The organism is Streptomyces sp. NPDC047971, from assembly GCF_040653355.1.
Taxonomy (GTDB): domain Bacteria; phylum Actinomycetota; class Actinomycetes; order Streptomycetales; family Streptomycetaceae; genus Streptomyces.
Genome location: NZ_JBEZNW010000001.1, coordinates 244,387 through 269,493, shown reverse-complemented (window position 1 = coordinate 269,493; position 25,107 = coordinate 244,387). Strand labels below are relative to the sequence as shown.

19 protein-coding genes are annotated in these 25,107 nt (G+C 72.7%); 12 read left to right on the top strand and 7 right to left on the bottom strand.

Features of this window, described 5'->3' with window-relative positions; all coding sequences use genetic code 11:
* The first annotated feature begins 100 nt into the window (after positions 1-100).
* Genes AB0D99_RS01180 through AB0D99_RS01170 form a run of 3 tightly spaced genes read left to right on the top strand, consistent with a single transcriptional unit; the run spans position 101 to position 3,285 of the window.
* The gene (locus AB0D99_RS01180; RefSeq protein WP_362355475.1) at positions 101-1,189 is read left to right on the top strand and encodes a substrate-binding domain-containing protein; all 1,089 of its coding nucleotides are present in this window, start codon (positions 101-103) and stop codon (positions 1,187-1,189) included.
* A gap of 42 nt (positions 1,190-1,231) precedes the next feature.
* Complete coding sequence (locus tag AB0D99_RS01175) at positions 1,232-2,011, top strand: ATP-binding cassette domain-containing protein (RefSeq protein WP_362355472.1); 780 nt, start codon at positions 1,232-1,234, stop codon at positions 2,009-2,011.
* Positions 2,008-3,285 carry a sugar ABC transporter permease gene (locus tag AB0D99_RS01170; RefSeq protein WP_362355469.1) on the top strand — a complete coding sequence of 426 codons (1,278 nt, stop codon included), beginning with the start codon at positions 2,008-2,010 and terminating at the stop codon, positions 3,283-3,285. The genes AB0D99_RS01175 and AB0D99_RS01170 overlap by 4 nt, the downstream gene beginning before the upstream one ends.
* A gap of 154 nt (positions 3,286-3,439) precedes the next feature.
* Here the strand turns inward: AB0D99_RS01170 and AB0D99_RS01165 are convergent, their stop codons facing one another.
* The 3 genes from AB0D99_RS01165 to AB0D99_RS01155 all read right to left on the bottom strand — a co-directional run bounded on the left by AB0D99_RS01165 (position 3,440) and on the right by AB0D99_RS01155 (position 8,489).
* A complete protein-coding gene (locus AB0D99_RS01165) occupies positions 3,440-6,925 on the bottom strand; it encodes a DUF4132 domain-containing protein (RefSeq protein ID WP_362355466.1) in 3,486 nt (1,161 codons plus the stop codon).
* Positions 6,926-7,002: 77 nt separating this feature from the next.
* Positions 7,003-7,929 carry a ketopantoate reductase family protein gene (locus AB0D99_RS01160; RefSeq protein WP_362355463.1) on the bottom strand — a complete coding sequence of 309 codons (927 nt, stop codon included), beginning with the start codon at positions 7,927-7,929 and terminating at the stop codon, positions 7,003-7,005.
* Positions 7,926-8,489 (bottom strand): helix-turn-helix domain-containing protein, encoded by a 564-nt coding sequence (locus tag AB0D99_RS01155; protein ID WP_362355460.1) that lies wholly within the window; start codon positions 8,487-8,489, stop codon positions 7,926-7,928. The genes AB0D99_RS01160 and AB0D99_RS01155 overlap by 4 nt, the downstream gene beginning before the upstream one ends.
* A 67-nt stretch (positions 8,490-8,556) precedes the next feature.
* On the opposite strand from AB0D99_RS01155, the gene AB0D99_RS01150 reads away from it, so the two are divergent.
* From AB0D99_RS01150 to AB0D99_RS01135, 4 genes are all read left to right on the top strand, one after another.
* Positions 8,557-9,804 (top strand): ROK family transcriptional regulator, encoded by a 1,248-nt coding sequence (locus AB0D99_RS01150; protein ID WP_362355457.1) that lies wholly within the window; start codon positions 8,557-8,559, stop codon positions 9,802-9,804.
* A gap of 259 nt (positions 9,805-10,063) precedes the next feature.
* Complete coding sequence (locus tag AB0D99_RS01145; protein WP_362355454.1) at positions 10,064-11,533, top strand: ABC transporter permease; 1,470 nt, start codon at positions 10,064-10,066, stop codon at positions 11,531-11,533.
* 43 nt (positions 11,534-11,576) lie between these two features.
* A complete protein-coding gene (locus AB0D99_RS01140; RefSeq protein ID WP_362355451.1) occupies positions 11,577-12,287 on the top strand; it encodes an ABC transporter ATP-binding protein in 711 nt (236 codons plus the stop codon).
* 375 nt (positions 12,288-12,662) lie between these two features.
* Complete coding sequence (locus AB0D99_RS01135) at positions 12,663-13,385, top strand: CDP-alcohol phosphatidyltransferase family protein (RefSeq protein WP_362355448.1); 723 nt, start codon at positions 12,663-12,665, stop codon at positions 13,383-13,385.
* On the opposite strand, the gene AB0D99_RS01130 is transcribed toward AB0D99_RS01135, so the two are convergent.
* A complete protein-coding gene (locus AB0D99_RS01130; RefSeq protein WP_362355445.1) occupies positions 13,366-13,848 on the bottom strand; it encodes an adenylyltransferase/cytidyltransferase family protein in 483 nt (160 codons plus the stop codon). The genes AB0D99_RS01135 and AB0D99_RS01130 overlap by 20 nt on opposite strands.
* A 193-nt stretch (positions 13,849-14,041) precedes the next feature.
* Between AB0D99_RS01130 and AB0D99_RS01125 the strand changes: the two genes are divergently transcribed.
* The 3 genes from AB0D99_RS01125 to AB0D99_RS01115 are packed head-to-tail and all read left to right on the top strand — an operon-like array spanning position 14,042 to position 18,212.
* Entirely contained in the window at positions 14,042-15,247 is a 1,206-nt protein-coding gene (locus AB0D99_RS01125; RefSeq protein ID WP_362356029.1) for a glycosyltransferase family 4 protein, read from the top strand.
* Entirely contained in the window at positions 15,244-16,974 is a 1,731-nt protein-coding gene (locus AB0D99_RS01120) for a lipopolysaccharide biosynthesis protein (protein WP_362355442.1), read from the top strand. The genes AB0D99_RS01125 and AB0D99_RS01120 overlap by 4 nt, the downstream gene beginning before the upstream one ends.
* The gene (locus tag AB0D99_RS01115; protein ID WP_362355439.1) at positions 16,971-18,212 is read left to right on the top strand and encodes a hypothetical protein; all 1,242 of its coding nucleotides are present in this window, start codon (positions 16,971-16,973) and stop codon (positions 18,210-18,212) included. Before AB0D99_RS01120 ends, AB0D99_RS01115 begins: the two co-directional genes overlap by 4 nt.
* Here the strand turns inward: AB0D99_RS01115 and AB0D99_RS01110 are convergent.
* Positions 18,185-19,690 (bottom strand): hypothetical protein, encoded by a 1,506-nt coding sequence (locus AB0D99_RS01110; protein WP_362355436.1) that lies wholly within the window; start codon positions 19,688-19,690, stop codon positions 18,185-18,187. The two genes, AB0D99_RS01115 and AB0D99_RS01110, sit on opposite strands and share 28 nt — an antisense overlap.
* A gap of 159 nt (positions 19,691-19,849) precedes the next feature.
* On the opposite strand from AB0D99_RS01110, the gene AB0D99_RS01105 reads away from it, so the two are divergent.
* Positions 19,850-20,386 (top strand): WcaF family extracellular polysaccharide biosynthesis acetyltransferase, encoded by a 537-nt coding sequence (locus tag AB0D99_RS01105; RefSeq protein WP_362355433.1) that lies wholly within the window; start codon positions 19,850-19,852, stop codon positions 20,384-20,386.
* A gap of 5 nt (positions 20,387-20,391) precedes the next feature.
* Entirely contained in the window at positions 20,392-21,525 is a 1,134-nt protein-coding gene (locus AB0D99_RS01100; RefSeq protein WP_362356027.1) for a glycosyltransferase, read from the top strand.
* On the opposite strand, the gene AB0D99_RS01095 is transcribed toward AB0D99_RS01100, so the two are convergent.
* Positions 21,504-22,184 (bottom strand): hypothetical protein, encoded by a 681-nt coding sequence (locus AB0D99_RS01095; protein WP_362355430.1) that lies wholly within the window; start codon positions 22,182-22,184, stop codon positions 21,504-21,506. The two genes, AB0D99_RS01100 and AB0D99_RS01095, sit on opposite strands and share 22 nt — an antisense overlap.
* A 79-nt stretch (positions 22,185-22,263) precedes the next feature.
* Positions 22,264-24,984 (bottom strand): LamG-like jellyroll fold domain-containing protein, encoded by a 2,721-nt coding sequence (locus tag AB0D99_RS01090; RefSeq protein ID WP_362355427.1) that lies wholly within the window; start codon positions 24,982-24,984, stop codon positions 22,264-22,266.
* Between the last annotated feature and the right edge of the window lie 123 nt (positions 24,985-25,107).

Genomic DNA, 25,107 nt, shown 5'->3' with positions numbered 1-25,107 from the left:
GGTGCCTGGGTTGCGGCTAATGTCGTATTAAGGCCATGTCTGCACCCCCGTTTCCGCGCTCTTCGGGCGAGAGGGAAGGGGGCGTACGGAAGGAGCCCCCATGTCCCGCACATTGCGCGGCGCGATAGCCCTGGTCGGGGCCGCCGCCCTCTCGCTCGGCGCCGTGGCGACCAGCGGCGCGGCCCAGCCGGGTGAGGGGAGCGCGAAGCAGGAGATCAAGATCGGTCTGCTGCTGCCCGAGAGCAAGACCACGCGCTACGAGAAGTTCGACCGGCCGTACATCGAGCAGAAGATCAAGGAACTGGCGCCCGACGCGCAGATCGACTACTACAACGCGGCCGAGAGCGCCACCACCCAGCAGCAGCAGGTCAACACCGCGCTCGCCAAGGGCGACCAGGTGCTGATCCTGGACGCGGTCGACGCCAAGTCCATCCAGTCCTCGGTGCAGAAGGCCAATGAGGCCGGTGTGAAGATCGTCGCGTACGACCGTCTCGCCCAGGGACCCGTCGACGCCTACGTCTCGTACGACAACCGCAAGGTCGGCGAGCTGCAGGGGCGGGCACTGCTCGACGCGCTCGGGGACAAGGCCGACACCGGCCAGATCGTGATGCACAACGGTTCCCCGACCGACCCGAACGCCGCCGAGTTCAAGGCCGGGGCCCACTCCGTCCTCGACGGCAAGGTGAAGATCGGCAAGGAGTACGACACTCCCAACTGGGACCCGAACAACGCCAACCAGCAGATGTCCGGCGCCATCAGCGCCCTGGGCAAGGACAACATCGTCGGCGTCTACTCGGCCAACGACGGTCTGGCCGCCGGTATCTCCACCGCCCTCCAGGCATCCGGCATGAACGTGCCGCTGACCGGTCAGGACGCCCAGCTCGACGCGATCCAGCGGATCCTCCTCGGAACACAGACGATCACCATCGAGAAGCCGTACAAGCCGGAGGCCGACGCGGCCGCCACGATGGCCGTCGATCTCGCCGAGGGCAAGGAGCTCCCCGCATCCCTGACGCCCACCACCGTCACCAGCGGCAGTGGTGAGAAGGTGCCGTCCCTGCTGCTCGAACCGGTCGTGGTCGACAAGGACAACATCAAGGACACGGTCGTCAAGGACGGTCTGTACACGGTCGACGAGATCTGCACTCCCGCCTACGCCGCAGCCTGCGAGGAGGCCGGACTCCAGTAGCCGTAGCGGCCCGTCGGGGGCGTGCGGAGGAGGCGGTTGAAGGTGCCGGAAGGACCTGTGCTCACGCTGCGGGGGATATCCAAGCGGTTCGGCGCCGTCCAGGCGCTGTCGGGATTCGACCTGGAGGTCCACGCCGGCGAGGTCGTCGCGCTCGTCGGCGACAACGGCGCCGGGAAGTCCACCGCGGTCAAGGCGATCGCCGGGGTGAACCCGCCCGACGAGGGCGTCATCGAGTGGGACGGCCGGAAGGTCAGCATCAACCGGCCCCACGACGCCCAGAACCTCGGCATCGCCACCGTCTACCAGGACCTGGCGCTCTGCGACAACCTCGACGTCGTCGGCAATCTCTTCCTCGGCCGCGAACTCAAGCGGTTCGGCGTGCTCGACGAGGTCGGGATGGAGCAGCGGTCCCGCGAACTGCTCAACACCCTGTCCATCCGCATCCCCAGCGTCCGCATCCCCGTCGCCTCCCTCTCCGGCGGCCAGCGCCAGACCGTCGCGATCGCCCGTTCCCTGATCGGCGAACCGCGGGTCGTCATCCTGGACGAGCCCACCGCCGCCCTGGGCGTGGAGCAGACCGCCCAAGTCCTCGACCTGGTCGAACGGCTCCGCGACCACGGACTCGGGACGATCCTGATCAGCCACAACATGGTGGACGTGATGGCGGTCGCCGACCGGATCGCGGTCCTGCGCCTCGGCCGGAACAACGGGTTCTTCGACAAACGCTCCACCACCACCGAGGAGATCATCTCCGCCATCACCGGCGCCTCCGACAGCGCCGTCACCCGCCGCCAGGCCCGGAAGCGGGAGGAGGAGCGATGAAAAGGGACCGCCGCCCCGACGACTCCTCCAGCCAGGAGCCGGCCTCCGACGCGATGCCCGCCGTCGACACCCGCCTGCTCGTCCGCGAGGAGGGGATCCGCGGATACCTCGGAGAGTTCCGGCGCAAGCTGCGCAGCGGTGAGCTGGGGTCGCTGCCCGTCGTCATCGCCGTGATCGTCATCTGGACGGTGTTCGGCAGCCTCGACAGCGCCTTCCTCTCGGCCCAGAACCTCTCCGACCTCAGCCAGCAGATCGTCGGCACCGGCATGATCGCCGTCGGGATCGTCTTCGTCCTGCTGCTCGGCGAGATCGACCTGTCCGTCGGCTCGGTCAGCGGCCTGTGCGCCGCCATCTTCGCCGTGCTCAACGTCCTGAACGGCATGAACGAATGGCTGGCGCTGCTCGTCGCCATCGCGGGCGGAGCGGCCGTCGGGCTCATCCAGGGCTTCTTCTTCGCCAAGGTCGGCGTGCCGGCGTTCGTCGTCACCCTCGCGGGCAACCTCGCCTGGAACGGCCTGATGCTCCAGGTGCTCGGCACCAGCGGCACCGTCAACATCCCCAGCGAGAGCATCGTCGCCGAGCTCTACTCGACCATCTTCCACAGTCCTGCCGCCGCCTACGTGACCGCGGCGGTCGGCGTCGGACTCTTCCTCGCGGCGGCGCTCCTGGACGCCAGGCGCCGGCAGGCCGCCCGGGTGCCGTTCCGCCCGATCGCCGAGATCGTGCTGCGTACGGTCGTCATCGCCGCGATCGCGTTCGTCGCGGCCTACATCCTCAACCAGTACCAGGGCCTGCCCCTCGCGCTCCTGATCTTCCTGATCCTGCTGGTGGTCGTGGACTTCGTCCTGCGCCGCACGACGTACGGCCGGCAGATCTTCGCCGTCGGCGGCAACATCGAGGGCGCGCGCCGCGCCGGCATCAGCGTGCCGTTCATCCGCATGACCGTCTTCTCGATCGCGGGCACCATGGCCGCGGTCGGCGGTCTCTTCCTGGCCGGACAGATCCAGTCCGCGAGCCAGACCTCCGGCGGCGGCAACCTGCTGATGAACGTCATCGCGGCGGCCGTCATCGGCGGCACCAGCCTCTTCGGCGGACGCGGCTCGGTCTGGTCCGCCCTGCTGGGCGCCCTGGTGATCGGATCCATCCAGTCCGGGATGAACATCATGGGCGTCAGCAACGCGGTCCAGTTCATGATCACCGGTGCGGTGCTGCTCGCCGCCGTGGTCGTCGACTCCCTGTCCCGCAGGAGCCAGAAGGCCGCGGGCCGGGCCTGAGCGCCCCCCGAGAACGGCGACGTGTCCCGCCCGGCACGCCCACCGGCAGCGGCCCGCCGACCGGCGCCGTCGGCCCGCGCGGCCGGCGGCGCCCCCGCTCACCGGACTCCCGCCTCGCAGGGCCTCCGCCGCGGCGGCCCTGCGAGGCGGACGGTCACGAGGTCAGGGCCGTCAGATCGGCCAGCAGCTCGGACACGGTCACCGGGTCGAGGTCCGCGAACCTCAGCCGGTACTCCCGGCTGCCCCAGTGGTCGCCCGGCTGCTTGTCCAGCCAGACGGTCTCCAGCGTCTGCTCCGGGAACATGTCGACCACGCCCACCGCGATGCCCTCCTTCAGAGCGATCACCAGGTAGCACTCGGGGCCGACGCGGCGCGAGAACCAGCGCTCCACGCCCGCGTCCTGCGGCTCGCCACGCTCCCAGCCGCGCTTCTGCAGCCCCAGCAGCTTCCCGACCGGCACGGTGACGCCCTCGAACCGGGTCAGGCGCGCTCCGCCGGCCTCCTCCTCCGTCACCGCGAAGACCGGTCGCCCGAGCTGCGGGAACGGCTGCGCGACGGCGAGGCCGGCGAAGAGCTCCGACCAGGTCGCGACCACGCCGTCACCCAGACACAGCGGGTGCCCGAGCGAGACCGAGGCGTCGTCGGCGACGGGCACCGTCCCGCCGCCGGCAGCCGCGTACCCACGGTCCTCGGTCACCCGGAACGCGGTGACCGTCCCCTCCTCCTCGGCGAGCCAGACCAGCCGGCGCACCAGGTGCCCGACCAGCGGATGCTCCACCAGCAGCTGCCGGAACTCCGCCCCGGTCCAGGCGCGCCGGGTCACCATCGCCTCCTCCAGACGGCGCATCTGGTCCGAGGCGAGCGTCCGGGCCTCCTTCTTCAAGGCGGCGTACCGCTTGCGCTCCGCCGGAGCGAGCTCCGCGTCGTCCCCCGCTCCGGGCTTCGGCAGATCCTTGAGGAGCCTGCCGTCCTCGTCCCGTACGAACGGCTTGAGCCGCGCGTCGAAGCCGACCGTGAAGCGACGGGGGCCGTAGTCGACGACCGTGCTCCCGTCGGCGTCCAGGCCGAGGTCCGGCACCAGACGGTCCGCCAACTGTTCACCGGTCAGCCCCAGCTCGGCGGCGACGGCGGCGATCTTCTCCTGGGCGCGGAGCTTCAGCGCCTTGAATCTCACCCGCTGGGCGACACCGTGCAGATGGAGCAGGGCGGCCTCGGTGCCGATGGCGGCCAGCACGTCGAGCCCTTCGACCGCGCGCCGGTGCGCCCCCTCGCCCGGCCAGGCCCGGATGACCGGAGTGAGCGCGCGGACCGTGTCGTCGTCCCCGAACCAGCCGAGCGCATGCAGCGCCCAGGCGTCCTTCGGGGGCATCCCGGCGAACCGCCACTCCTCGAACAGCGCCCAGGCGAACGCCGCGAGGGAGCCCGGATCGCACAGCTCCCGGACGGCGGCCACACCGGGATACACCCTCTCCGGCTTTGAGAGCGCCAGCATCGTGAGGACGTGTGCGACGGCGGTCGGCGGGAGCGCGCCACCGGAGGCCGTGAGGAGCTGCGGAAGGACGAGCGGATCGGCCCAGGCTCCCGGCTCCGGCATCCGCGCGGGCAGTCCGGCGGCCAGCGGATCCGAGGCGAGCAGGATCTCGATCGCCTCCAACGGCTCCCGGCCGTACTCCGCCGCCGCCTTCCGCACGGTGTCCGCGCCGTGCGCCGACGCGATCAGCCGCAGCGCGCCCTCGGCGGCGGTCCGCGCCGCACCGGGCTTGCCCAGGGCGTCCGGGACCAGCAGCCGCGCCGCGTCGGCACCGTGCCGCACGAACCAGGCGGTGGCCGTCCTGCCCGCCGTCTTGAGCCGGTCCAGCCAGTTCGCCATCAGCCGGGCGACGGCGGGATCCACGAAGGGCATCAGGATCGGCGCCAGCGCCGTCGGCTGGCTCGCGGCGCTCCGCAGGACCGCGGGGAACGCGGCGAGTTCGTGCCGGGCCACGAGCGGCTTGAACGTGTTCTCGCCGTCGTAGACGCCGCCGCCCTCCCAGTCGGCCAGCAACGGCCGGACCAGCTCGACGGGGCCGTGGGTGAAGACCGCGATGTCGTACCAGGAGTTGTGCGTCCCCCGGCGCATCTGCTCCACCATCTCCTCGAGCGGCCGGTACGGCTGCCAGGCCGTGACCCAGGACTCGGCCGTCGTCCACAGCGCCCGCTCGCCCGACTGCCACACGAGGCGGGTGTCCGCCGGGGGGACCAGCCCGGTCACCACCCGCGGCGTGACCACCTCGCGGGCGCGCGTCCACGGCGGCGACGCGAGCAGCTCCGGCAGGGAGCCGGGGTCGATCTCCTCGGCACGGCCGTCCGGCCCCGCGAGCGGCTCCACCACCTCGGCGACCTCCTCGGGAAGGCCGGGCAGGAGCGACAGAGCCGTCTCCCGGTGGGTGGCGACATGTGCCGTGAGCAGCCGCCGGGCCAGGGCGGCGCGCTCGTCGTCACCGCGCGCGGCCTCCGCCAGCAGACGCAGGGCCCGCGCGGGGAAGCGCCGTGTGGCAGTGACCAGGGCGGCACGCACGTGCTTGTCGTCGACGCGGTCCACCAGATGACGGAACGCCACGTCCGAGGGCAGTGCGGCGAGCGCGGCCGCCATGGCCTTGGTGCCGTCCGTGTCGATGTACTGCCGGTTGAGCTCGTTCGCGACGAGCGACGCCATGGCCGCTCCCACGCCGTCGGCCACGGTCGCGACGACCGCCGGACTCCAACCGCGCCAGCCGAGGTCGCCGCGGTCGCCGAACAGGGCGAGTTGCTCCGTGGTGCCGAGTGAACACAGCAGCATCAGACGGACGCCGGAGTCGGCGGGCCCGGAGAGCCCCGCGAGGCACTCGTCCACCCACTCCTTCTCCGAGGGAACGAGGAACGCCACCCCGATCGCCCGGTTGACGCCGTCGCGGCGCCCGGCGAGTGCCTCGACCGCGGCGCGGTACGTGGCCTCGTCCGCCTCGGCCAGCAGGGCCCTGATCCGGGCGAGGGCTCCCCCCGTGACGCCCTTCACCCAGCCGCCGGAGCCCTCGGGGTTCGCCTCCACCGCGACCAGCTGACTGCGCTCGCCCCGCCCCTCCCATGCGTTCCGCGTCTCCTGCAACTCGATGGCGGCACAAGCGGCGAACGGCAGCCCGAACTCCGCCGTCCAGGCGTCCGCGACCAGTTCGTAGCTGCCGTGATCGGCGTTGAGCAGGCGAGCGAGCACCGCGGCGCCGACCGCGTTCCGCTTGCCCGCCTGGTGCGCGCGGGCCGCCTCGACGAGCCGGGCGCCACTCCGCGAGGAGCGCAGCGCCCGCTCGATCGTCTCGGCGTCCCCCGCGAGCAACGCCCGGAGCCGCGCCGGCGCGCGGAGGTCGACCGCGTCCACGGATCGGCGGACGCCTCCCCGCCGCAGATACAGGTGCCGCTGCCACGCCGCGGGCATGACGAAGGTGTTCTCGTTCTCCGCCGCGGCCTCGACCAGATACGCCCGCGCGGCTTCCGGAGAACCGAACTTCTTCACACGCGTCCGTCCTTCGGTCCCCGAGCCCCCGAACCGCACGGTCACCGACGCGCCTTCGGCAGCGGCCGCCCAGAACGTGTCCGAGCCGTCCGCGAAGTACTCCCAGCGCCGCACGGGCCGTCCCCTCTCCCCGAAATGATCAGTGATCCGCACACTAACGGGGGCCTCTGACAACGGGATCGGGCACGGGTTCAGACGGTGGACAGCACCCGTTCCTGGTGGACGCGCAGGTGCAGCGTCGCCAGGTCCAGGAGGGGGGTGGGCACGGACAGCGCCCGGGCCCTCGCCACCAGATCGCCGAAGAGGTGCTCGACCTCCGTCGGGCGACCGGCCACCAGGTCGCGGTAGAGCGAGGGCACCATCGAGGACCCCTTCGCGGTCACCAGGCCCAGCGTCGCGGCCCGTTCGGACTCCGGTACGGGATGGCCCGCCGCCGCGGAGACGGCGGCCGCCTCCGCCAGGACCGCCGGCCCCAGGTCCGCGCCGCCGGGGACGGCGGTCACCTCGCCGACCGTTCCCCGCATCAGACCGGTCACCGCGCCGAAGGTCGTGATGAAGACCCACTTGTGCCACATGGAGGCCATCACGTCCTCGGGCACGAGGGTGTCGACGCCCGCCCCGCTCAGTACCGCACGGATCTTCTCCACCCGCGGCGAGCGGGACCCGTCCTGCTCACCGATCGTCAGATGGGCGATCGGCGCCAGGCGGACGATGCCCCCGTCGTCGTCGAGGGTGGTGACCACCTTGGCGACACCGCCGAGGACGGGCGCGGTGCCGAAGCGCGCGTTCAGGGAGTCGATGTGGGCGAGCCCGTTGAGGAGCGGCACGATCGCCGTGTCGGGGCCCACGGCCGGGGCGATGTCCTCGACGGCCTGGTCGAGCGCGGTGGACTTCACCGAGAGGAGGACGAGGTCGTACGGGACCGTCAGCTCGTCGGCCGTGAGCAGCCGAGGCTCCACGGACCACTGCTCGTCCCGGCCGGTGACGCGCAGACCGCGCTCGCGGAGCACGGCGGCGCGGCGCGGACGGACCAGGAAGGTGACGTCCTGTCCGGAGCGGGCGAGCAGGGCTCCGAAGTAGCCTCCGGTGGCTCCGGCGCCGACGACCAGGATCTTCATGAGTGCGGACCTCTTTCGGGGGGTGGGATCGCGGACGGGACGAGCAGCGGTCTGAGCAGCCGGTGCGGGCGGGCGAGCGCCACGGTGACCGGGTCGTCGTCCTCGGCGGGGGGCGGGAGTCCGGGGCCCGGGGCCACGAGGATGTCCCGGGCCTCGACCGGCACTCCGCAGCCGGTGCAGCGGCCGTCCCCGGTGAGGGGGGCGTCGTCGTCGACGTGCCGGAACACACGGCGCGGCCCGCCGCCCGGGGCGTAGAACTCGTCGCCCCAGGAGGTGAGCGCGCGGACGGCGGGCCAGAGCGCCACGCCCTTGGAGGTGAGGCCGTAGACCTCACGGCGCCCGGCGTCCGGGAGGCGCTGGAGCACGCCGGCCCCGGTGAGGGTGGTGAGCCGGTCGCTGAGGACGGCGCGCGGGAGACGCAGATGGGCGGCGAACTCCCCGAAACGGCGGACCCCGAAGAAGGCGTCCCGGACGATCAGCAGGGTCCAGCGCTCGCCCACGACCTCCATCGAACGGGCGAGGGCGCAGGTCTGACCGCTGTAGTCGCGCGGGAGGGGCATGGCACCGACGGTAGCGCAGAGAGTTCGGTGGTTGAACCGATTTCGCCGGGGTTAGGCTCGGCGCACGATGAAGAACACTCCGGGGACCGGGGACGCGCACCCGGCGGCACCCAAGGCCGACAAGGCGAGCGTGCGACGGCACAACCTCAGCCTCGTCCTGAGGACCGTGCACGAGGCGGGCGAGACGACCCGGGCGGCCGTGGCCGCCCGCGTGGGACTGACCCGCGCCGCCGTCTCCTCGCTGGTCGAGCACCTCCTCGACCAGGGCTTCCTGAGGGAGTCGGGCAAGACGTTCAGCGGGCAGGCGGGGCGGCCGGGCACCGTGCTCAAGGCCGCGGACACCGGACCCGCCGGGCTCGGTGTCGAGGTCAACGTCGACTACGTGTCGGTGTGCGTCGTCGACCTGGCGGGCACCGACCGGCTCCGGATCACCGAACCCCTCGACAACCGCGCGGCCGGTGCCACCGAGGTCCTGGGGCGTGCGGCCCGGATGGCGGCGAGGGTCCTCGCGCGGGCGGCGGAACGGGACCTGCACCCGACCGGAGTACGCCTGGCCCTGCCGGGTCTCGTCTCCTCCGGGACCGTCCACCAGGCCCCGAACCTGGGCTGGAACCGCGTCGAAGCCGACCGGATCTTCGCCGCCGCGCTCACCGCCCTGCGCCCCGGGCGTCCCGGACTGCGGGTCGCCTCGGACAACGAGGCGAACGCCGCGGCGCTCGCCGAGCTGTGGTTCGGCGCGCTGGGCGACGTGCGGAGCTTCGTGCACCTCACCGGGGAGATCGGCGTCGGCGGGGCGATCGTCGTCAACGGCGAGCTGCTGCGCGGCGCGCACGGGTTCGCCGGCGAGATCGGCCACATGGCGGTCGACGCGGAGGGGCCGCTGTGCCGCTGCGGCTCGCGCGGCTGCCTGGAGCAGTACGCGGGTCAGTCGGCGCTCCTGCGGGCGGCGGGGCTCGCGGAGAAGGCGGAGTCCGGGGCGTCGGGCGTCGAGGAGTTGGCGCGCCGCGCGGCGGCGGGGGAGGCGCGAGCGGTGGCCGCCGTGGAGAAGGCCGGCCGGACGCTCGGCCTCGCGCTCTCGGGCGCGGTGAACCTGCTCGACCCCGAAGTCGTCGTCCTCGGCGGGATCTACCCGCGCCTGATGCCCCGGCTGGGCCCCGCCGTCGACGCCGAGCTCGCCCGCCGCGTCGTCTCCGGCCTCTGGACCCCCGCGGAGGGCCGCCTCCGCGCGGCCTCCACCTCGGCCGACGCGGCGCGCGGAGCGGCGGCCGTCGTCATCCGCGACGTCCTGGCGGACCCCTTGTCGTACGGCCGCTGACCCCGGCACCGGGGCGGAACACACGCCCCCGGACGCACCCGCACGGTGCGGACCAAGCCGCCCGGATCCACGCCTGGCCGGCGGACCGTCCCGGTCGTCCTGACGGGCGTGGGCGAGCTGTTCCAGGTCCCCGGCGGGGACGCGAGGCGACCGCGGCCCAGCCGGCGCGTCACGGGGCGCCGGGTGCGATGACCGACTCTCATGCGCCTCTCACGTGGGGCTTATCCGGCCATCACCACCCCTGCCTAGCTTCACGCCCATGTTCTTCACCTACCTCCGGCGCGAGCTGCGCCGTCGCAGAAAGGCGGCGCTCGTCGTCGCCTCCGGGCTCGCGCTCGGGATCGCGCTCGTCATCGTCGTCAACTCCGTGGCCTCCGGGATGCAGCGGGCGCAGACACGGGTCCTCGAGTCCCTCTACGGACTCGGCACCGACCTGACCGTCACCAAGGCCCGCGAGCAGACCGCCGAGGGCGGGCAGGCGCAGCGGCCGCGGTTCGAGTTCGACGCCCGGGGCGACGACGAGGAGCAGAGCAGCGACCGGCTGATGGTCCAGGGGTTCCAGACCCTGCCCGCCTCCACCGTCGACACCGTCGCGAAGCAGAGCGACGTCGCCGAGGCCGTCGGCGGTCTCAGCCTCGTCAACCTGAAGATCGACGGCCAGTTCCGGCGCGGCGAGGTCAGGCAGGACACCCGGCAGGCCCAGCCCGGCGGCCCGGGCGGCGGCAACGGCGGGGGCGGCGGCACCGTCGAGGGCGGTGGCGCGGCCTTCGACGTCAACTCCTTCACCCTCTACGGCACCGACGTCACCGCCCCCGGCCTCGGCCCCCTCACCACCTCCACGATCTCCAAGGGCCGTACCTTCACGGCCTCCGAGACCGAGGCCAAGGTCGTCGTCGTCGACAGCGCCTACGCCAAGCAGGAGGGACTCGACGTCGGCGAGACCCTCACGGTCAAGGCGGTGACGTTCCAGATCGTCGGCATCGCCACCGCCGACAGCGGACAGTCCGCCGCCCAGGTCTATCTGCCGCTGAAGCAGGCCCAGATCCTGTCGGACTCCAAGGACAAGATCACCACCGTCTATGTGAAGGCGACCGACTCGACGAGGATCGACGCCGTCAAGGCCGCCATCCAGAAGAACGTCTCCGGCACCACGGTCACCACGTCCGCCGACCTCGCCGAGACCGTCTCCGGCTCCCTCGACACCGCCGCCGACCTGGCCACCAACGTGGGCAGGTGGCTCTCGTACGCCGTGCTCGTCGCCGCCGTGCTCGTGGCCGGCCTGCTGACCTCCTCCGCGGTCAGCCGCCGGGTGCGCGAGTTCGGCACGCTCAAGGCGCTCGGCTGGGAGAGCGGCCGGGTCACCCGCCAGGTCATGGGCGAGGCGCTCGTCAACGGCCTGCTCGGCGGCGCGCTCGGCATCGCCGTGGGCCTCGGCGGCGCCTACCTCGTCACCGCCGTCAGCCCCACGCTCACCGCCGAACTCGGCGCCGGCGCGCTGAACGGCGGCGGCCCCGGCGGCGGTCGGATGCTCGGCGGCCCCGGCATGACCGCGGTCCGCGAGGGCGCCGCCGGCAACACCCTCGACATCGCCCTCACCGCCCCCGTGAGCGTCACCACCGTCGGCCTCGCCGTGGTCCTCGCGCTCGGCGGAGGGCTCGTCGCCGGCGGCTTCGGCGCATGGCGCGCCTCGCGGCTGCGCCCGGCGGACGCCCTGCGCCGCGTCGAGTAGCCGCCAAGCCCGAACCCTCTTCACGTATCGCAGGAGTTGCACCATGTACGAACTCGCAGGCGTCACCAAGCAGTACCGCAGAGGCCAGGAGCGGGTCGACGCGCTCGCCGGGATCGACCTCACCATCAGCGAGGGCGACCGGCTCGTCATCCAGGGGCCGACCGGCGGCGGCAAGTCCACGCTGCTCCAGATGCTGGGCGGACTCGACCGGCCCACGGCGGGCAGCGTGATGCTCGACGGAGTCGACCTGGCGAAGCTGCCGGAGAGCCGGCTGACCCGCGTCCGCAGCCAGAACATCGGTTTCGTCTTCCAGTCCTTCAACCTCATCCCCACCCTCACCGCTCAGGAGAACGTGGAGACCGCGCTGGTCCCGATGGGCCTCAAGGCGTCCCAGCGGCGCGGCATGGCGGCCGAGGCGCTGGATTCCGTCGGTCTCGGCGAGCGCCTCAAGCACCTGCCGTCCGAGCTCTCCGGAGGCCAGCAGCAGCGCGTCGCGATCGCCCGGGCCCTGGTGAAGCGGCCCAAGGTGCTCCTGGCGGACGAGCCGACCGGCAACCTCGACGAGTCGATGCGCGACGAGATCGTGGAACTGCTCGAAGGGCTCTGGAAGGAGCACGGACTGACGTTCGTGATGGTGACGCACGACAGCGCGATCGCCCGTCGCGCCCCGCGCCTGGCGACCATCCGCAAGGGCCGGATCACCCTCAAGGAGAACCGTCGCGCCGAGGCCGTGGAGACGTCGCCGAGCTCCTGACCGCATGACGGCCTCGTGCGCGGTGATCACGATCGGCCATTCCCGGCGGGCGCCGGCGCCGACTCCGGGGCCGGCGTCGGCGCGCCGGAGCCCGGAATCCGGCGCGCCTCCGGCTCGGCACCCCGCTCCGGGGCGCGCCCGCCCACCCGCGCGGTCCCGGACCCGTACCGGCTCCGCGGAGTCCGGCCGGGGCCGGGGCCCGGGCGCCGGGGCCGTCGGCGGCGGCAGCGCGCCCCACCGCGGCCGGTGACTCGTTCTGCACGGTCCGGGACCGGCGCCGGCCCCCGCCCCTCCCGGGGCCTGCGATGATGTGCGCCATCATCACGTACGGATGTACGGCTTTCGACCGTACGCGACAATGACCCGGGGGGGTTCGTGGGAACGATCGGGACCGCGCTGACCGAGCTGAGATCCGCGCAGAAGTCCGCGAAGGGGGTCTCGCTCTACTCGCGGTTCGTCAATCGACCCGTCGGGCGGTACCTCGCGGCCGGCTCGTACGCCGCCGGACTGACACCGAACCAGGTCACCCTGATCAGCGCCGCCTTCAGCTTCGCCGCCGTCGCCGCGGTGGCCCTCTGCACGCCGTCCTGGACGCTCGGCCTGCTGATCTGGCTCGGTCTCGCCGTCGGCTTCGCCTTCGACTCCGCGGACGGGCAGCTTGCCCGCCTGCGCGGCGGCGGCAGCCCGGCGGGGGAGTGGCTCGACCACGTGGTGGACTGCGCGAAGATCACCGCCCTGCACCTGGCCGTACTGATCGCGTTCTACCGCCACCCCGAGTACTTCGGCACGACCACCGACGGCTGGCTCCTCGTCCCCCTCGGATTCCAGCTCGCCGCCGTCGTCACCTTCTTCGGCGGGCTCCTGACCGAGAAGCTCAAGCCGCGTCCGGCCCCGGGCACACCGGCGCCCCAGCCGTCCACCCTGCGGGCCGTGGCGCTGCTCCCCGTCGACCACGGGGTCTTCTGCCTGGTCTTCCTGCTGCTCGGCGGCGGTTCCGTCTTCCGCTGGAGCTACACCGTGCTCGCCGTCGCGAGCGCGGTGTTCCTCCTCGCCTTCCTCGCGAAGTGGTTCCGCGAGCTCAGCGCAGCCCCTCGCTGACCCCGCCCACTCCCGTCCCGGGCTCGGCCTCCTGCGTCAGGAGGTCGAGCGCACGGCGGAGCTGGGTGCTGGAGGTGTGCATCGTGTACGGGAAGTAGACGATCTCCACGCCCACCCCGGCGAAGTCCCGTTCCAGACGGTCTCCCTTGGGCGTACCGCGCCAGTCGTCGCCCTTGAACAGCACGTCGAACCGGACCTGCTTCCATGTCTCCAGCTTGTCCGGCACGGTCTCCACGAAGGCGGCGTCGACGTACTTCACGTTGCGCACGATCTCGAGACGCTCGACCAGCGGGATCATCGGACGCCTGCCCTTGGCGCGCTCGGCCATCTCGTCCGAGACCACTCCGGCCACCAGGTAGTCGCACTGAGAACGGGCGTGCCGCAGGATGTTGAGATGGCCAATGTGGAAGAGGTCGTAGGCGCCCGGCGCGTAGCCGACTCGGTACGGCCGTCCATCGGTCATGAGTGAAACCCCCCAGGTGCGTTCGCGCTCCCCAGCGCGAAGGAGTTTCCGACGATAGCGTGCACGTTCCGTTGAGAGTGAGTGAACGACTAGGGTGAGAGCCGGTTCACGTACGGGGGAAAGGGACGTTCGCGTGGGGGAAGCGACAGTGGGGAACGACGGCGGCACGCCGGTGACCCGGCGCAGGCTGCTGATGGTGTCCACCAACTATGCGCCTGAACACGCCGGAATAGGCCCTTATGCCACCCAGATAGCCGAGCACTGGGCGGCACGCGGCCACGAGACGCACGTCCTCGCCGGAATGCCGCACTACCCCTCCTGGTCCCTCGATCCGGCCTACGCCGGTGCCTGGCGCCGCACGGAGCGGCGTTCCGGGGTCGTGGTGCACCGCAGGCGCCACACCGTCCCGCCCCGCCAGACCGCGCTGAAGCGGGCCGCGTTCGAGGCGAGCGTGCTGGCCCACGGCCTGATGGCGCCTCCCTCCATGGGCCGGCCCGACGCGGTCCTCGCCCAGATGCCCAGCCTCGCCGGCGGCATCATCGGCGCCCGCCTCGCGACCCGTTGGCGGATCCCGTACGTCCCCGTCGTCCAGGACCTGATGGGCGCCGCCGCCGCGCAGAGCGGCATCCGCGGCGGCGACCGGGCCGCCGCGCTGGCCGGGCGCGCCGAGACGTACGCCCTGCGCAGGGCCGCGCTCGTCGGCGTCATCCACGAGACCTTCGTCGACAAGGTCGCCGCCATGGGCGTCGACCGCCGTCGCATCCGGCTCGTGCCCAACTGGTCGCACGTGGCCGGCCCCACGACGCCCCGGGCGGAGACCCGGCGGCGACTCGGCTGGTCCGAGGGTGAGACCGTCGTCCTGCACTCCGGGAACATGGGCCTCAAGCAGGGGCTCGACGTGCTCGTCGAGGCGGCCCGGCGCGACCCGAAGATCCGGGTCGTCCTCCTCGGCGACGGCAACCAGCGCGCCCATCTGGAGCAGCTGGGAACCGGGATACCCAACCTGGACTTCATGGAGCCCGTCGGGGACGACGAGTTCCCCGACACACTCGCCGCGGCGGACGTCCTCGCCGTCACCCAGCGGGCCTCCGTCCTCGACATGAGCGTCCCGTCCAAGCTGACCTCGTACTTCGCGGCCGGACGCCCCGTGGTCGCCTCCGTGGCCGCCGAGGGCGGTACCGCCCTCGAAGTGCTGCGCTCCGGTGCCGGCGTGCTCGTACCGCCCGAGGACCCCGACGCGCTCCTCGCGGAGATCCGTAGACTCGGGGACGATCCGTCGGCAGCCGACGCGCTCGGCGCCCAGGGGCCCCGCCATGTCGAGGCCCATCTGACCCGTGCGGCCGGACTGGCCCGGATCGACGCACTGATCGACGAGGCTCTGGGGGGTCCGAGCACGTGACACACACGCACGTCACCGCGGTGGAGGACGACGAACCGGAGCTGCTGCGGGACCAGTTCCGCCAGCTCCTGCGCTACCGCGCGATCATCGCCGGCGGGATCGGGATCGGTCTCCTCGGCGGTGTCTGGTTCGGCCTGTCCAACGCCGACACCTACGTCGCCACCAGCCAGGTGGTGCTGCGCGCCCCCGTGAACGACCCCTTCAACCCCAGCGTCTCGCAGGACAAGACGCTCAACATGGGGTCCGAGCGGCAGACCGCGCTCAGCAGCAGCGTCGCCGAGCAGGCGGCCAAGAAGCTCGGCTGGACCGGCACACTCGGAAAGCTCCAGAAGGACCTCCAGGTCACCAATCCGCCGCAGAGCCAGGTCCTCCAGTTCACCTACACCGCGGACTCGCCCCAGGCCGCGGCCGACCGCGCCAACGCGGTCACCCAGTCCTACCTCGACCTGCGCAAGAAGCAGTGGACCGACCTGCGGGCCACCATGCTGGCGGGCCAGCAGAAGCAGCTCGACGAGGTCGCCAAGAAGCACGACCAGAAGACCAAGGAAGTCGACCGGATGGCCGACGGGGCCGCCCGGGACAACGAGTACGCGGTCAAGACCAACCTGCTCAACCGGATCAACGAGCTCGACGCCCGGATCAGCCAGCTCAAGTCCCTCGACATGTCGGCCGGCACCGTCATCCGTACCGCCACCGCGCCCGGTTTCTCCGACGGACCCGGACTCACCATGAGCCTCGGTCTCGGCGCCCTCGTCGGCGTGGCGCTCGGCCTCCTCGCCGCCTGGGTCCGGCTCGTCTTCGACCCCGCGCCCCGCTCCGCCGGCGACGTCGCCCGCGCGGTGCGCGCCCCCGTCCTCGGCACCCTGCCGCGCGGGGCGACCGACGTCCTGCTCGCCGACGACCACACGGACGCCCGGGTCGCCGAGGAGTACCGCTCCGTCGCCTTCCGGCTCGCCTACGACCAGCGCTTCGCCGACCGGCGTCGCCTGCTCGTCGTCGCCCCGCGCGGCTCCAACGACGCCGCCGTGGCGGTCGCCTCGCACCTCGCCGCCTCCTTCGCCGAGACCGGCAAGGACGTCCTCCTCATCGAGGCCGATCTGCGGACCCCCACGCTCGCCGGACGGCTCCGCGCCCACGCGGCGGCGGCGCCCCGGTGGAGCCACACGGGGGAGAGCGAGGAGAACGGCTGGCCCGGACGCCGCCAGCTCTCCGTCGACGCGGGCGAGTCCGGCTCGTTCGGCCTGGTCCCCGGTGAGCGGGTACGGAACGTGGCCCGGGCCCTGACGGCCCCGACGGTCACCCGCCTGATCGCCGAGGCCGACTCGCCCAACGCGACCGTCGTCGTCCTCGCCCCGCCCGTCCTCAACTACGCGGACGCGCTCGCCCTCGTGGACCGCGTCGACGGCGTCCTCATCGTCTGCGACCCGCGCGGCGTCCACCGCACGGACCTCCAGCGCATCCGCGAACTCATCGCGGGCGCCGGCGGAACGGTCCTCGGCGCCGTGGTCCACACACCGGGCGGCAAGAGCCGCGTCGGCAAGCAGGCGGCCGGCCGGCGCGGCGGCGGCGGACGGAGCAGGCAGCCGGCCCCCGCGCCCTCCCCCGCCGAGGAGTTCACCCCCGAGCCCGAGCAGGTGATCCAGGGCGACGGCTCCGATACCGTCACCCTGCGCTCGCTGCGCGCGGAGGACCTGCGGAGCGGCGACATCCGCGCGGGCGACCGTTGAGGCGAGCCGCCACGGTCGCCGCCTCGGTCCTGGACCAGGCGGCGGCCAGCCTCACCAACATCGCCGTCCTCGTGATCGCGGCGCGGCAGTCCACCGCGGACGGCTTCGCCGCCTTCTCGATGGTCTACATCGGCTTCACCGTGCTCCTCGGCCTGGGCGCGGCGTACGTCGGACAGAGCGTCGTCCTGGAGAAGGGCGAGGAACACGAGGTCGGCGCGGCGGCCCGGTCCGCCGTCACCTTCACCGCCCTCGCCTCCACGGTCGTCGCGCTCCCGCTGCTCGCCGCGGGCGCGGCCGTCGGGGGCGACACCGGCCCCGCGCTGCTCGCCCTCGGCGCCGTCCTGCCGGTCGTCCTCGTCCAGGACGGGCTGCGCTACGCCTTCTCCGCCCTGCGGCAGCCGCACCGCGCGCTGGCCGCCGACGTCCTCAGGCTCGCCTGCGCCGTCCCCGCGCTCCTCGTCCAGCCGCACGGCTCCTCACCGGCCCGGCTGGTCCTCGTCTGGGGCCTGTCGGCGCTGCCCGCCGTACTCCTCGGACTCGCCCTGCTCCGGCCCTTCGTGCGCGGCCGGCCCGGCGATCCGCGCCGCTTCCTGCGCAAGGACCACCTCGGCCGGCGATTCGTCGTCGAGTTCGCCGTCGGCAACGGCTCGAGCCAGCTCGCCGTCCTCGGCCTCGGACTCTTCGCGAACCCCCTCGCCGTCGGCGCGCTGCGCGGTGCCTCGACCCTCTTCGGCCCGCTCAACACGCTCTTCACCTCGGTCAACGCCTTCGGCCCGCCCCTGCTGGGCAGGGCGGGCTCCCGACGCGCCACCGTACGGGCGGCCATCGGACTCGCCGCCGTCCTCGCACTGGTCGCGCTCGGCTGGGCCGCCGCCCTGTACGCGCTCCCGGAGCGGGTGGGCCGGGGACTCCTGGGCGACACCTGGCGGTCCGCCGCGGAGCTCCTGCCCGCCACCGGCAGCCAGTACGCCGTGATGGCGGCGGGCACCTGCGCCCTGGTGACCCTGCGGGTCCTCAGCCCGCGCGCCACGCTCTCCGTCCAGGTCGTCTTCTCGCTGCTCTCCGTCGCGCTGATGCTCGGCGGGTACGTCCTCGGCGGCGCCGCCGGCGCGGCCTGGGGCCTGGCCGCGGGCTCCGCGCTGAAGGCCCTGGCGGCCTGGACCCGTGTGACGCGAACCCGCCCCGGAAGAGTCCCCGAGCAGCGGGACGGTCAGCGGAGCGCGGCGCCCTTGTCCTGACGCCAGGTGGTCACCAGGGCGACGCAGATCAGCGCGATCGCCACCCGGCCCGACGCCTGCAGCAGCGGACCGCGCAGCAGGATGAAGGAGTACCCCGCCACGAGGGGCACCACCAGGGAGATCAGACTGCCCGGTGGCGCCCTGCGGGTGCCCCGGCGGGCGAACCTCCCGTCCACCCGCGCGGCGGCGTACCCCATCCCCATCATCCCGGCGCCCATGCCCACGGCCCCGAAGTCGATCCAGAGTTCGGCCCACACGGGGGAGGAGAGGTTGGTGTTCACCGTCCCCATCCACTGGCCGACCATCACGCCCGTGTCGCGCGGCTTGCCCGGCCACACCGAACGCGGCACGGCGAAGAGCACGGATCCGGCCAGCTGACGGCCGTAGCGGTGCCGGCTTCCCGAGTTCACCAGCGTGATCGTGTTGGCGAACATGCCGACCTGGTCGTAGTCCTTGAGCGCCAGCGGCTCCAGGACGGACGTGGTCTCCACCGGACGGTAGTTCTTCTCGTCGTAGCGGAACCGGTCCGAGAAGGGGAAGACGATCAGGGCCATCACCACCCCGAGACTCAGCGCCGACCGGTACATCGCCGCGCTCACCGGGAAGACGGTGAACAACAGCGAGAACATCACCGTGAGGAACCAGTACCGGGGATTCGAGATCGGGTTGTTCACCACGCAGTTGAGCAGCACCAGCGCCAGGAACACGGCGATCACCATGGGCCGGCGCCTGGCCCGCCGCGAGGTGACCAGCCAACGGCAGTACACCAGCAGCGCGAAGAGCGCGGGGACCGTGCCGAAGCCGCGCAGGAAGGCCTGTCCGGCCTGCGAGTCGGCCTGCGAGACCCCCGCCTCCTCGATTCCGGCGATGATCTCCTGACGGCTGGAGAAGAACACCGCGGGCCCGCCGAGCTTGACGACGAACAGCCCGCTGCACGCGAAGGCCAGCAGCACCAGCAGATACAGCCGGCGCCGGTGCACCAGCGCCGGACGCTCCTCGCCCCGCCCGGAGCCTCCGGGCCGGCCCCGGGCCAGCAGCGACCCGAGGTCGAACGCCGCGCAGCCGACCAGGACCAGGGCGACCGCCGTCGTCAGATCGGAGCGCGGGCCCACCACCGGGGTCGGCACCCGGCCGAGCACGGCCTGCGCGAGCGGCGCCACACCCATCGCCATGTAGACGAAGAGCCAGAACGAGCCCTGCAGCAGCTTGCGCCGACGGGTGAGGATCATGGCCGAGAGCCGGGCCCCGGCGTACATGGTCAGCGCGATCTGGAGGTAGTACGCGGCATCGTGCACCCCCGCGCCCGGCTGGATCGCCACCAGCAGCGGCAGGAACACCGTGAAGCCCAGCACCAGCGGGATCGACAGGGCCCGCGACAGGAGCGTGCGCGGGGAGACCGGGGGCGCGAGCAGCAGGGGCGGGGGCGGAGTCGGCGCAGGGCGCGGCTCCGCCGCCGTACCGCGTACATCGGTCGTCATACCGCCCCCTGGATCCCCGGACTTCCGGCCCCCGGCGCACGAACGCGCCACCCTCGGAAGGTCACTTCGCGGCAGTCTACCGACGCCCTCCTGTCACCTTGCGTCAACCGTTAGTCTGAACCTCTCGGCGCCAGGGGAGGCGCTGTTGGGGGTGGACTCATGCGGAATCTCCCGGCCTTCACGCTGGCCGGATACGACAAGGGCCGCGGCAAGCTGACGCAGGCCCTCTGGTTCGCGGTGATGAACACGGTCTTCATGGCCTGGTTCTGCCCGGCCAGGCTGCGGGTCGCGCTGCTGCGGGCCTTCGGCGCGACCATAGGCGACGGCGTGCTCATCCGGCACCGGGTCAGGATCCTGTGGCCGTGGAAGCTGACCGTCGGTGACCACACCTGGATCGGCGAGGGGGCCTGGCTGCTCAACCTGGAGCCCGTCACGCTCGGCGCGCACGTCTGCGTCTCCCAGGAGGCGCTGCTCTGCACCGGCAGCCACGACCACCGCGCCTCGGACTTCCGCTACCGCAACGCGCCCATCACCGTCGAGGACGGCGCCTGGGTCGCGACCCGCGCCACCGTCCTCGCCGGGGTCACCGTCGGCCGCCACGCGGTCGTCGCGGCCGGCACGACCCTGCACAAGGACCTGCCCGAGCTCACGCTGCACACGGCCGACGGCCGCCGTCCGGTCCCGGTGCCCGCGTGAGCGGCCTGCGCGTCCTGCACGCGGTCACCCTGCACAGCCCCACCCACGCCTTCGGCGGACCCGTCAGGGTGGCGGTCAACCTCTGCCGCGGACTGGCCGGACGGGGCCACCGGCCACGCCTGGTCGCCCTCGGCGACGGCTTCGGCGAGACGCTTCCGACCGAGGTCGACGGAGTGCCCGCCCGGTTGTACCAGGCCCGCTCGATCCTGCCCCTCGGCTTCAGCGGCATCACCTCGCCCGCGCTGGTCGCCGGGGCGGGCGCGCTGGTCAGGGACGCGGACGTGGTCCATGTCCATCTCGCCCGCGATCTGGTCACCCTGCCCGTGGCGCTGGCGGCCCTGCGGGCCGGCCGGCCGCTGGTGCTCCAGACGCACGGCATGGTCGATCCGAGCGAGAAGATCCTGGCCAGGATCCTGGACGCGGTCGCGGTCCGGCGCGTGCTGCGCGGCGCCTCCGCCGTCCTCCATCTGACGGGACGCGAGCGGAGGGACCTGGACGCCGTCGTCGGCGGGCCGCTCGACCGGGCCGTACGCCTGGTCAACGGCGTACCCGCCCAGGACCCCCGCCCGACACCGACCGGTCCGCCGCGCATCCTGTACGCGGCACGGCTGCAGGCCCGCAAGCGCCCCACGGACTTCGTCGCGGCCGTTCCCGAAATCCTGCGCCACCACCCCGACGCCACGTTCGTCCTCGCCGGTCCGGACGAGGGCGAACGGGCGGCCGTGGACGCCCTCGTCGACGAGCTGGGCGTCGGCGACCGGGTGGAGCGTCCGGGACCGCTGTCGGCCGAGCGGATGCTGGAGGAGCTGCGCAGGGCGCACGTGTACGTGCTGCCGTCGGTGGACGAGCCGTTCCCGATGTCCGTCCTGGAGGCGCTGTCGGTCGGGACCCCGGCCGTCGTCACGGACACCAACGGCCTCGCCCGTGACATCGAGGAGGCGGGCGCGGGACGGGTCGTCACGGACGCGGCGGGCATCGCCCCGGCCGTCACCGCGCTGCTGGACCGCCACGCGAACGACAGCGCCTCCGTGGCGGCCCGGAAGCTGGCCACGGAGGCGTTCTCGATGGAGGCCGTCCTCGACACCCTGCTCGGGGTGTACGAGTCCGTCCGGGTGGATCAGGCCGGCAGCCAGGCGTAGCAGGAAGAGGAGACGAACTCCGCCGTCCCCGCGGGGACGGCGGCCTTCACCGGGCCCTTGGCGCCGAGCGCCGGACCCGAGGCGAGCACCTTCCCGTCCTTGCCCAGGGCCCGCCAGGTGCACGACGGGTCACTGGTCAGCGCCCGGTAGGTGCCGGCCTTCGGCTGGGTCACCGTGCCGTCGGGGAAGCCGGTCCGCGCCGTCGCGAGCAGCGGCTTCTGCGCCGGGCAGAGATGGTTCACGGCGGCCTCGGCGTCCGGGATGTCCCCGGCCACGAGGGCGCCCACCGCGGCGTCCTTGTCCCGCTTGGCGGTGCGCTCCAGACGCTGGCAGGACTCCTCGCCGGTCTGGAGCACCGCGGCCGGATCCGTGTTCTTGGGCACCCGCCCGCTCAGGTACTCCTTCTGCTGCGTGGTGAACGAGCCGGTGACGGGTTTGAGTTCGGCATCCGGGACGACCGGTCCCTTGGTCGGGCTCGGGGTGGGGCCGGTGGGCTCCGCCTCGGCCTGCCGGTCGGGCACGACCGCCGAACGCGTGGGCGTCGCCGCCCGCGGAGCGCCGTCGGAGCCGTCACCCCCCGAGGAGCAGGCGGCCAGGGTGAGCAGAGCGGTCAGCAGGGCCGCCGCCGCTGCCGGGCGCCGGTGAAGAGGGCGACGCATGGGGAACTCCCGTGGTACGTCGGATGCGGGGCCCGGCCGACCGGGCCCCGCATCCTGGATGGACGGTTCAGCGCACCGGCTACGGGGCGCCGAAGGTGAGCACCAGCTGCGGGGTGCCCTCGGCGGCCGACGCCTCGGACGACCAGAGCCACAGCGGGTCGGTCCCCGTGCTGGTCAGCGCGACGCTGTACGAGCCGCCGAGCGCCGCCTGGATCGCCGAGGTGTTCAGCGCCGCCGAGTAGACGGCGGAGCCGTCCGTGGCGCCGCTGAGCGTCCCGATCGGGCTGCCCGCGAGCGCCGGGCGGTTGGTGTACGTCAGGGCCGCCTCGGTCCACGCACCGGTGACCGGGACGACGGACTGGGAGTCGACCGAGCCGGAACCCGCCGCCGTGGAGGTCTTCACCGCGAGCCGGGCGCTCTTGAGGACGGTGCCCGCCGGGGCCGCCGGCAGGGTGAACCGCAGGTAGGACTCGTACGCCGCCGTTCCGCGCACGGCCAGCGAGCTGGACGTGCCGTAGTTGGTGCCGGGGGCGCCGGCGTTGGCGTAGGTGTCCTCCGACGCGGTCACCGAGGTGACCGTGTCGGCCGGGGCGGAGGCCAGGCTGTGGTGCTTGGCGACCTGCGCCGCGGTGAGCGCGGACGGGTAGACCGCGGCCTCGTCGAGCTGGCCCGCGAAGAAGGTGCTCGTCGGACGCAGCGGCCAGCCGGAGAGGTTGTCCGCCCCGACGTGCCAGTAGCCCGGGTACTGCTGGTTGGTGGTGACGTTGTTCGACGCCAGCAGCTTGCCGTCGACGTACAGCTTCATGCCGTCAGGACCCTGGGTGCCGACCGCGTGGTGCCAGGCGCCGTTGTTGTACGAGCCCAGCGAGGTCAGGGTCCGGGCCGAGCCGGTGTAGACGCCGAACACCACGTTGCCGGTGTTCGTCATGTACAGGTGCTTGTCGTAGCTGCCGCTGTTGCGCGTCGTGTTGTTGCCGAAGCCGATCAGCTTGCCGCCACGGTTCGTGGTCGTCTTGAACCACGTCTCGACGGTGAACGAGCCGGTCACGTCCTGGCGCCGGTCGCTGTGGATCTGCTCGTCCGTGCCGTTGAGCGTGACCGCGGTGGACGCGCCGCTGACGGCGGCCGGGGTCTGGCGCAGGGCCGGAGCGTTGACGAAGAGGCCGCTGTTGTTCCCGTTGGAGGAGTCGGCGGCGTACGGCGTGCTCGACTCGTCGAAGCGCCAGTAGAGCCCGGCGCCGTCGGCGATCACCTGGGAGGCGTACGGCTCCGGCGAGGTCGGGACCGTCACCGTCGACGTCGCGGACAGGGCGCTGGTGTTGCCGTCCGCGTCACCGGCCGTCACCCGGTAGGTGTAGGTCTGGCCCGGGGTCACGTTGGTGTCCTTGAACGAGACCTGGGGGCGCGACCAGTGCAGCGAGTCGCCCTGGAGGGTCGCGATCGGGGTCGCCCCGCCGTTCCGGTAGACCTTGTAGGTCAGCGTCGAGTCGTCCAGGTCCAGGCTGGAGCGCCAGCGGACCTGCACCGCGCTCGGGGTCACCGCGGCGGCGCTCACCGTCGGCACGGTCGGCGCGCCGGTGTCGGGACCGGAGGCGAAGCGGGTGAGACCCTGCGCCGGGGCACCGTTGGTGGTGGTGAACTCGCCGCCCACCCAGAGGTACTTGGTGGAACCGGTGCCGGAGATGGCGAAGGCGCGCGGACCGATGCCCTCGCCGATGCCGTCGTTGGTGTCCGGGAACCAGCCGAGCTTGCCGGTGGACGTCGTCGGCTGGGCGAGCAGGTGGTAACGGCGACCGTCGGGGAACTCGCCGACGCTGGAGCAGTCGTGGGCGTGCGAGGCGCTGTAGAGCACACCCTCGTAGGAGCGGACCGCCTGGGTGGCGCCGAGGCAGGTGTCGCGCCAGCGCTGCTCGAAGTCGGAGAGGTTGAGGGCGATGCGGCCGTCGAAGACGCCACCGCCGGTGCCCTCGTTGCCGGTGTAGAAGCCCGTCGCGTCCGTCTCGATGTCCTTGACGACGGAGTTCTGCGGGATCCAGCCGTTGGGGTACGCCTTCGTCACGGCGCCGGTCGTGGAGTTCACCACGGCGAGCGCGTGCGAGTTGGCCCCGTTGACGGTGAAGAAGTCGCCGCCGAGCAGTACGTGCTGCCCGTCCGGGGTGACCTCGATGGCCCGGCCCGGCTCGTCGGCGTTCGCGGTGAACGGCAGCAGCGCGCCGGCGGTGGTGACGGCGGCGAACCGCTGTCGGGTCTGCCCCTCCACGGTGCCGAAGTCGCCGGCCGCGTAGACGGTGGTGTCGGTGACGGCGAGCGCCCGCACGGTGGCGGGGAAGCTCGGCGTGAAGGCCGCCTTCGGCGTGCAGGTGGCGATGTCGATCGCGGCGAGGCTGGACACCGGCGTGCCGTTGACGGCGCCGAAGTAGCCACCCGCGTACAGCGTCTTCTTGTCCGGCGAGACCACGAGGGTCCGCACGGTCGCGGTGCCGCTGCCGACGGTGAATGAGAGATTGCAGGCGGTGGGCGCGCCCGTCGCGGCGTCCAGCGCCGCGAAGTTGACGGCCCCCTTCGGAGTGCCGGCGCCGCCCTCGGGCGGGCGCACCTCGGAGAAGGTGCCGCCCACGAAGACGGTGTCGTTCGCCTCGGCGAGTGCCCAGACGATGCCGTTGGTCTGCCAGGTCGGCAGATCGTCCGCGGTGAAGGCCACCGGCGGCGTCAGGGCCGCGGCCGTCGGGGCCAGAGAGCCTCCGGCTCCGGCCGCGACGGTCAGGACGAGGGCAGCAGTGAGCCCCCAGGATCTACGCATGTTCCCCCCAGGCGTGATAGCCCAGTCAATGTGGCGAGAAGTGGTGCAACTGCCATCTGATGAATGCGAACTGTACGACGAAGTGACAAGCGTGAGAGCCGTTTTGGCCAATCCACTACCTTG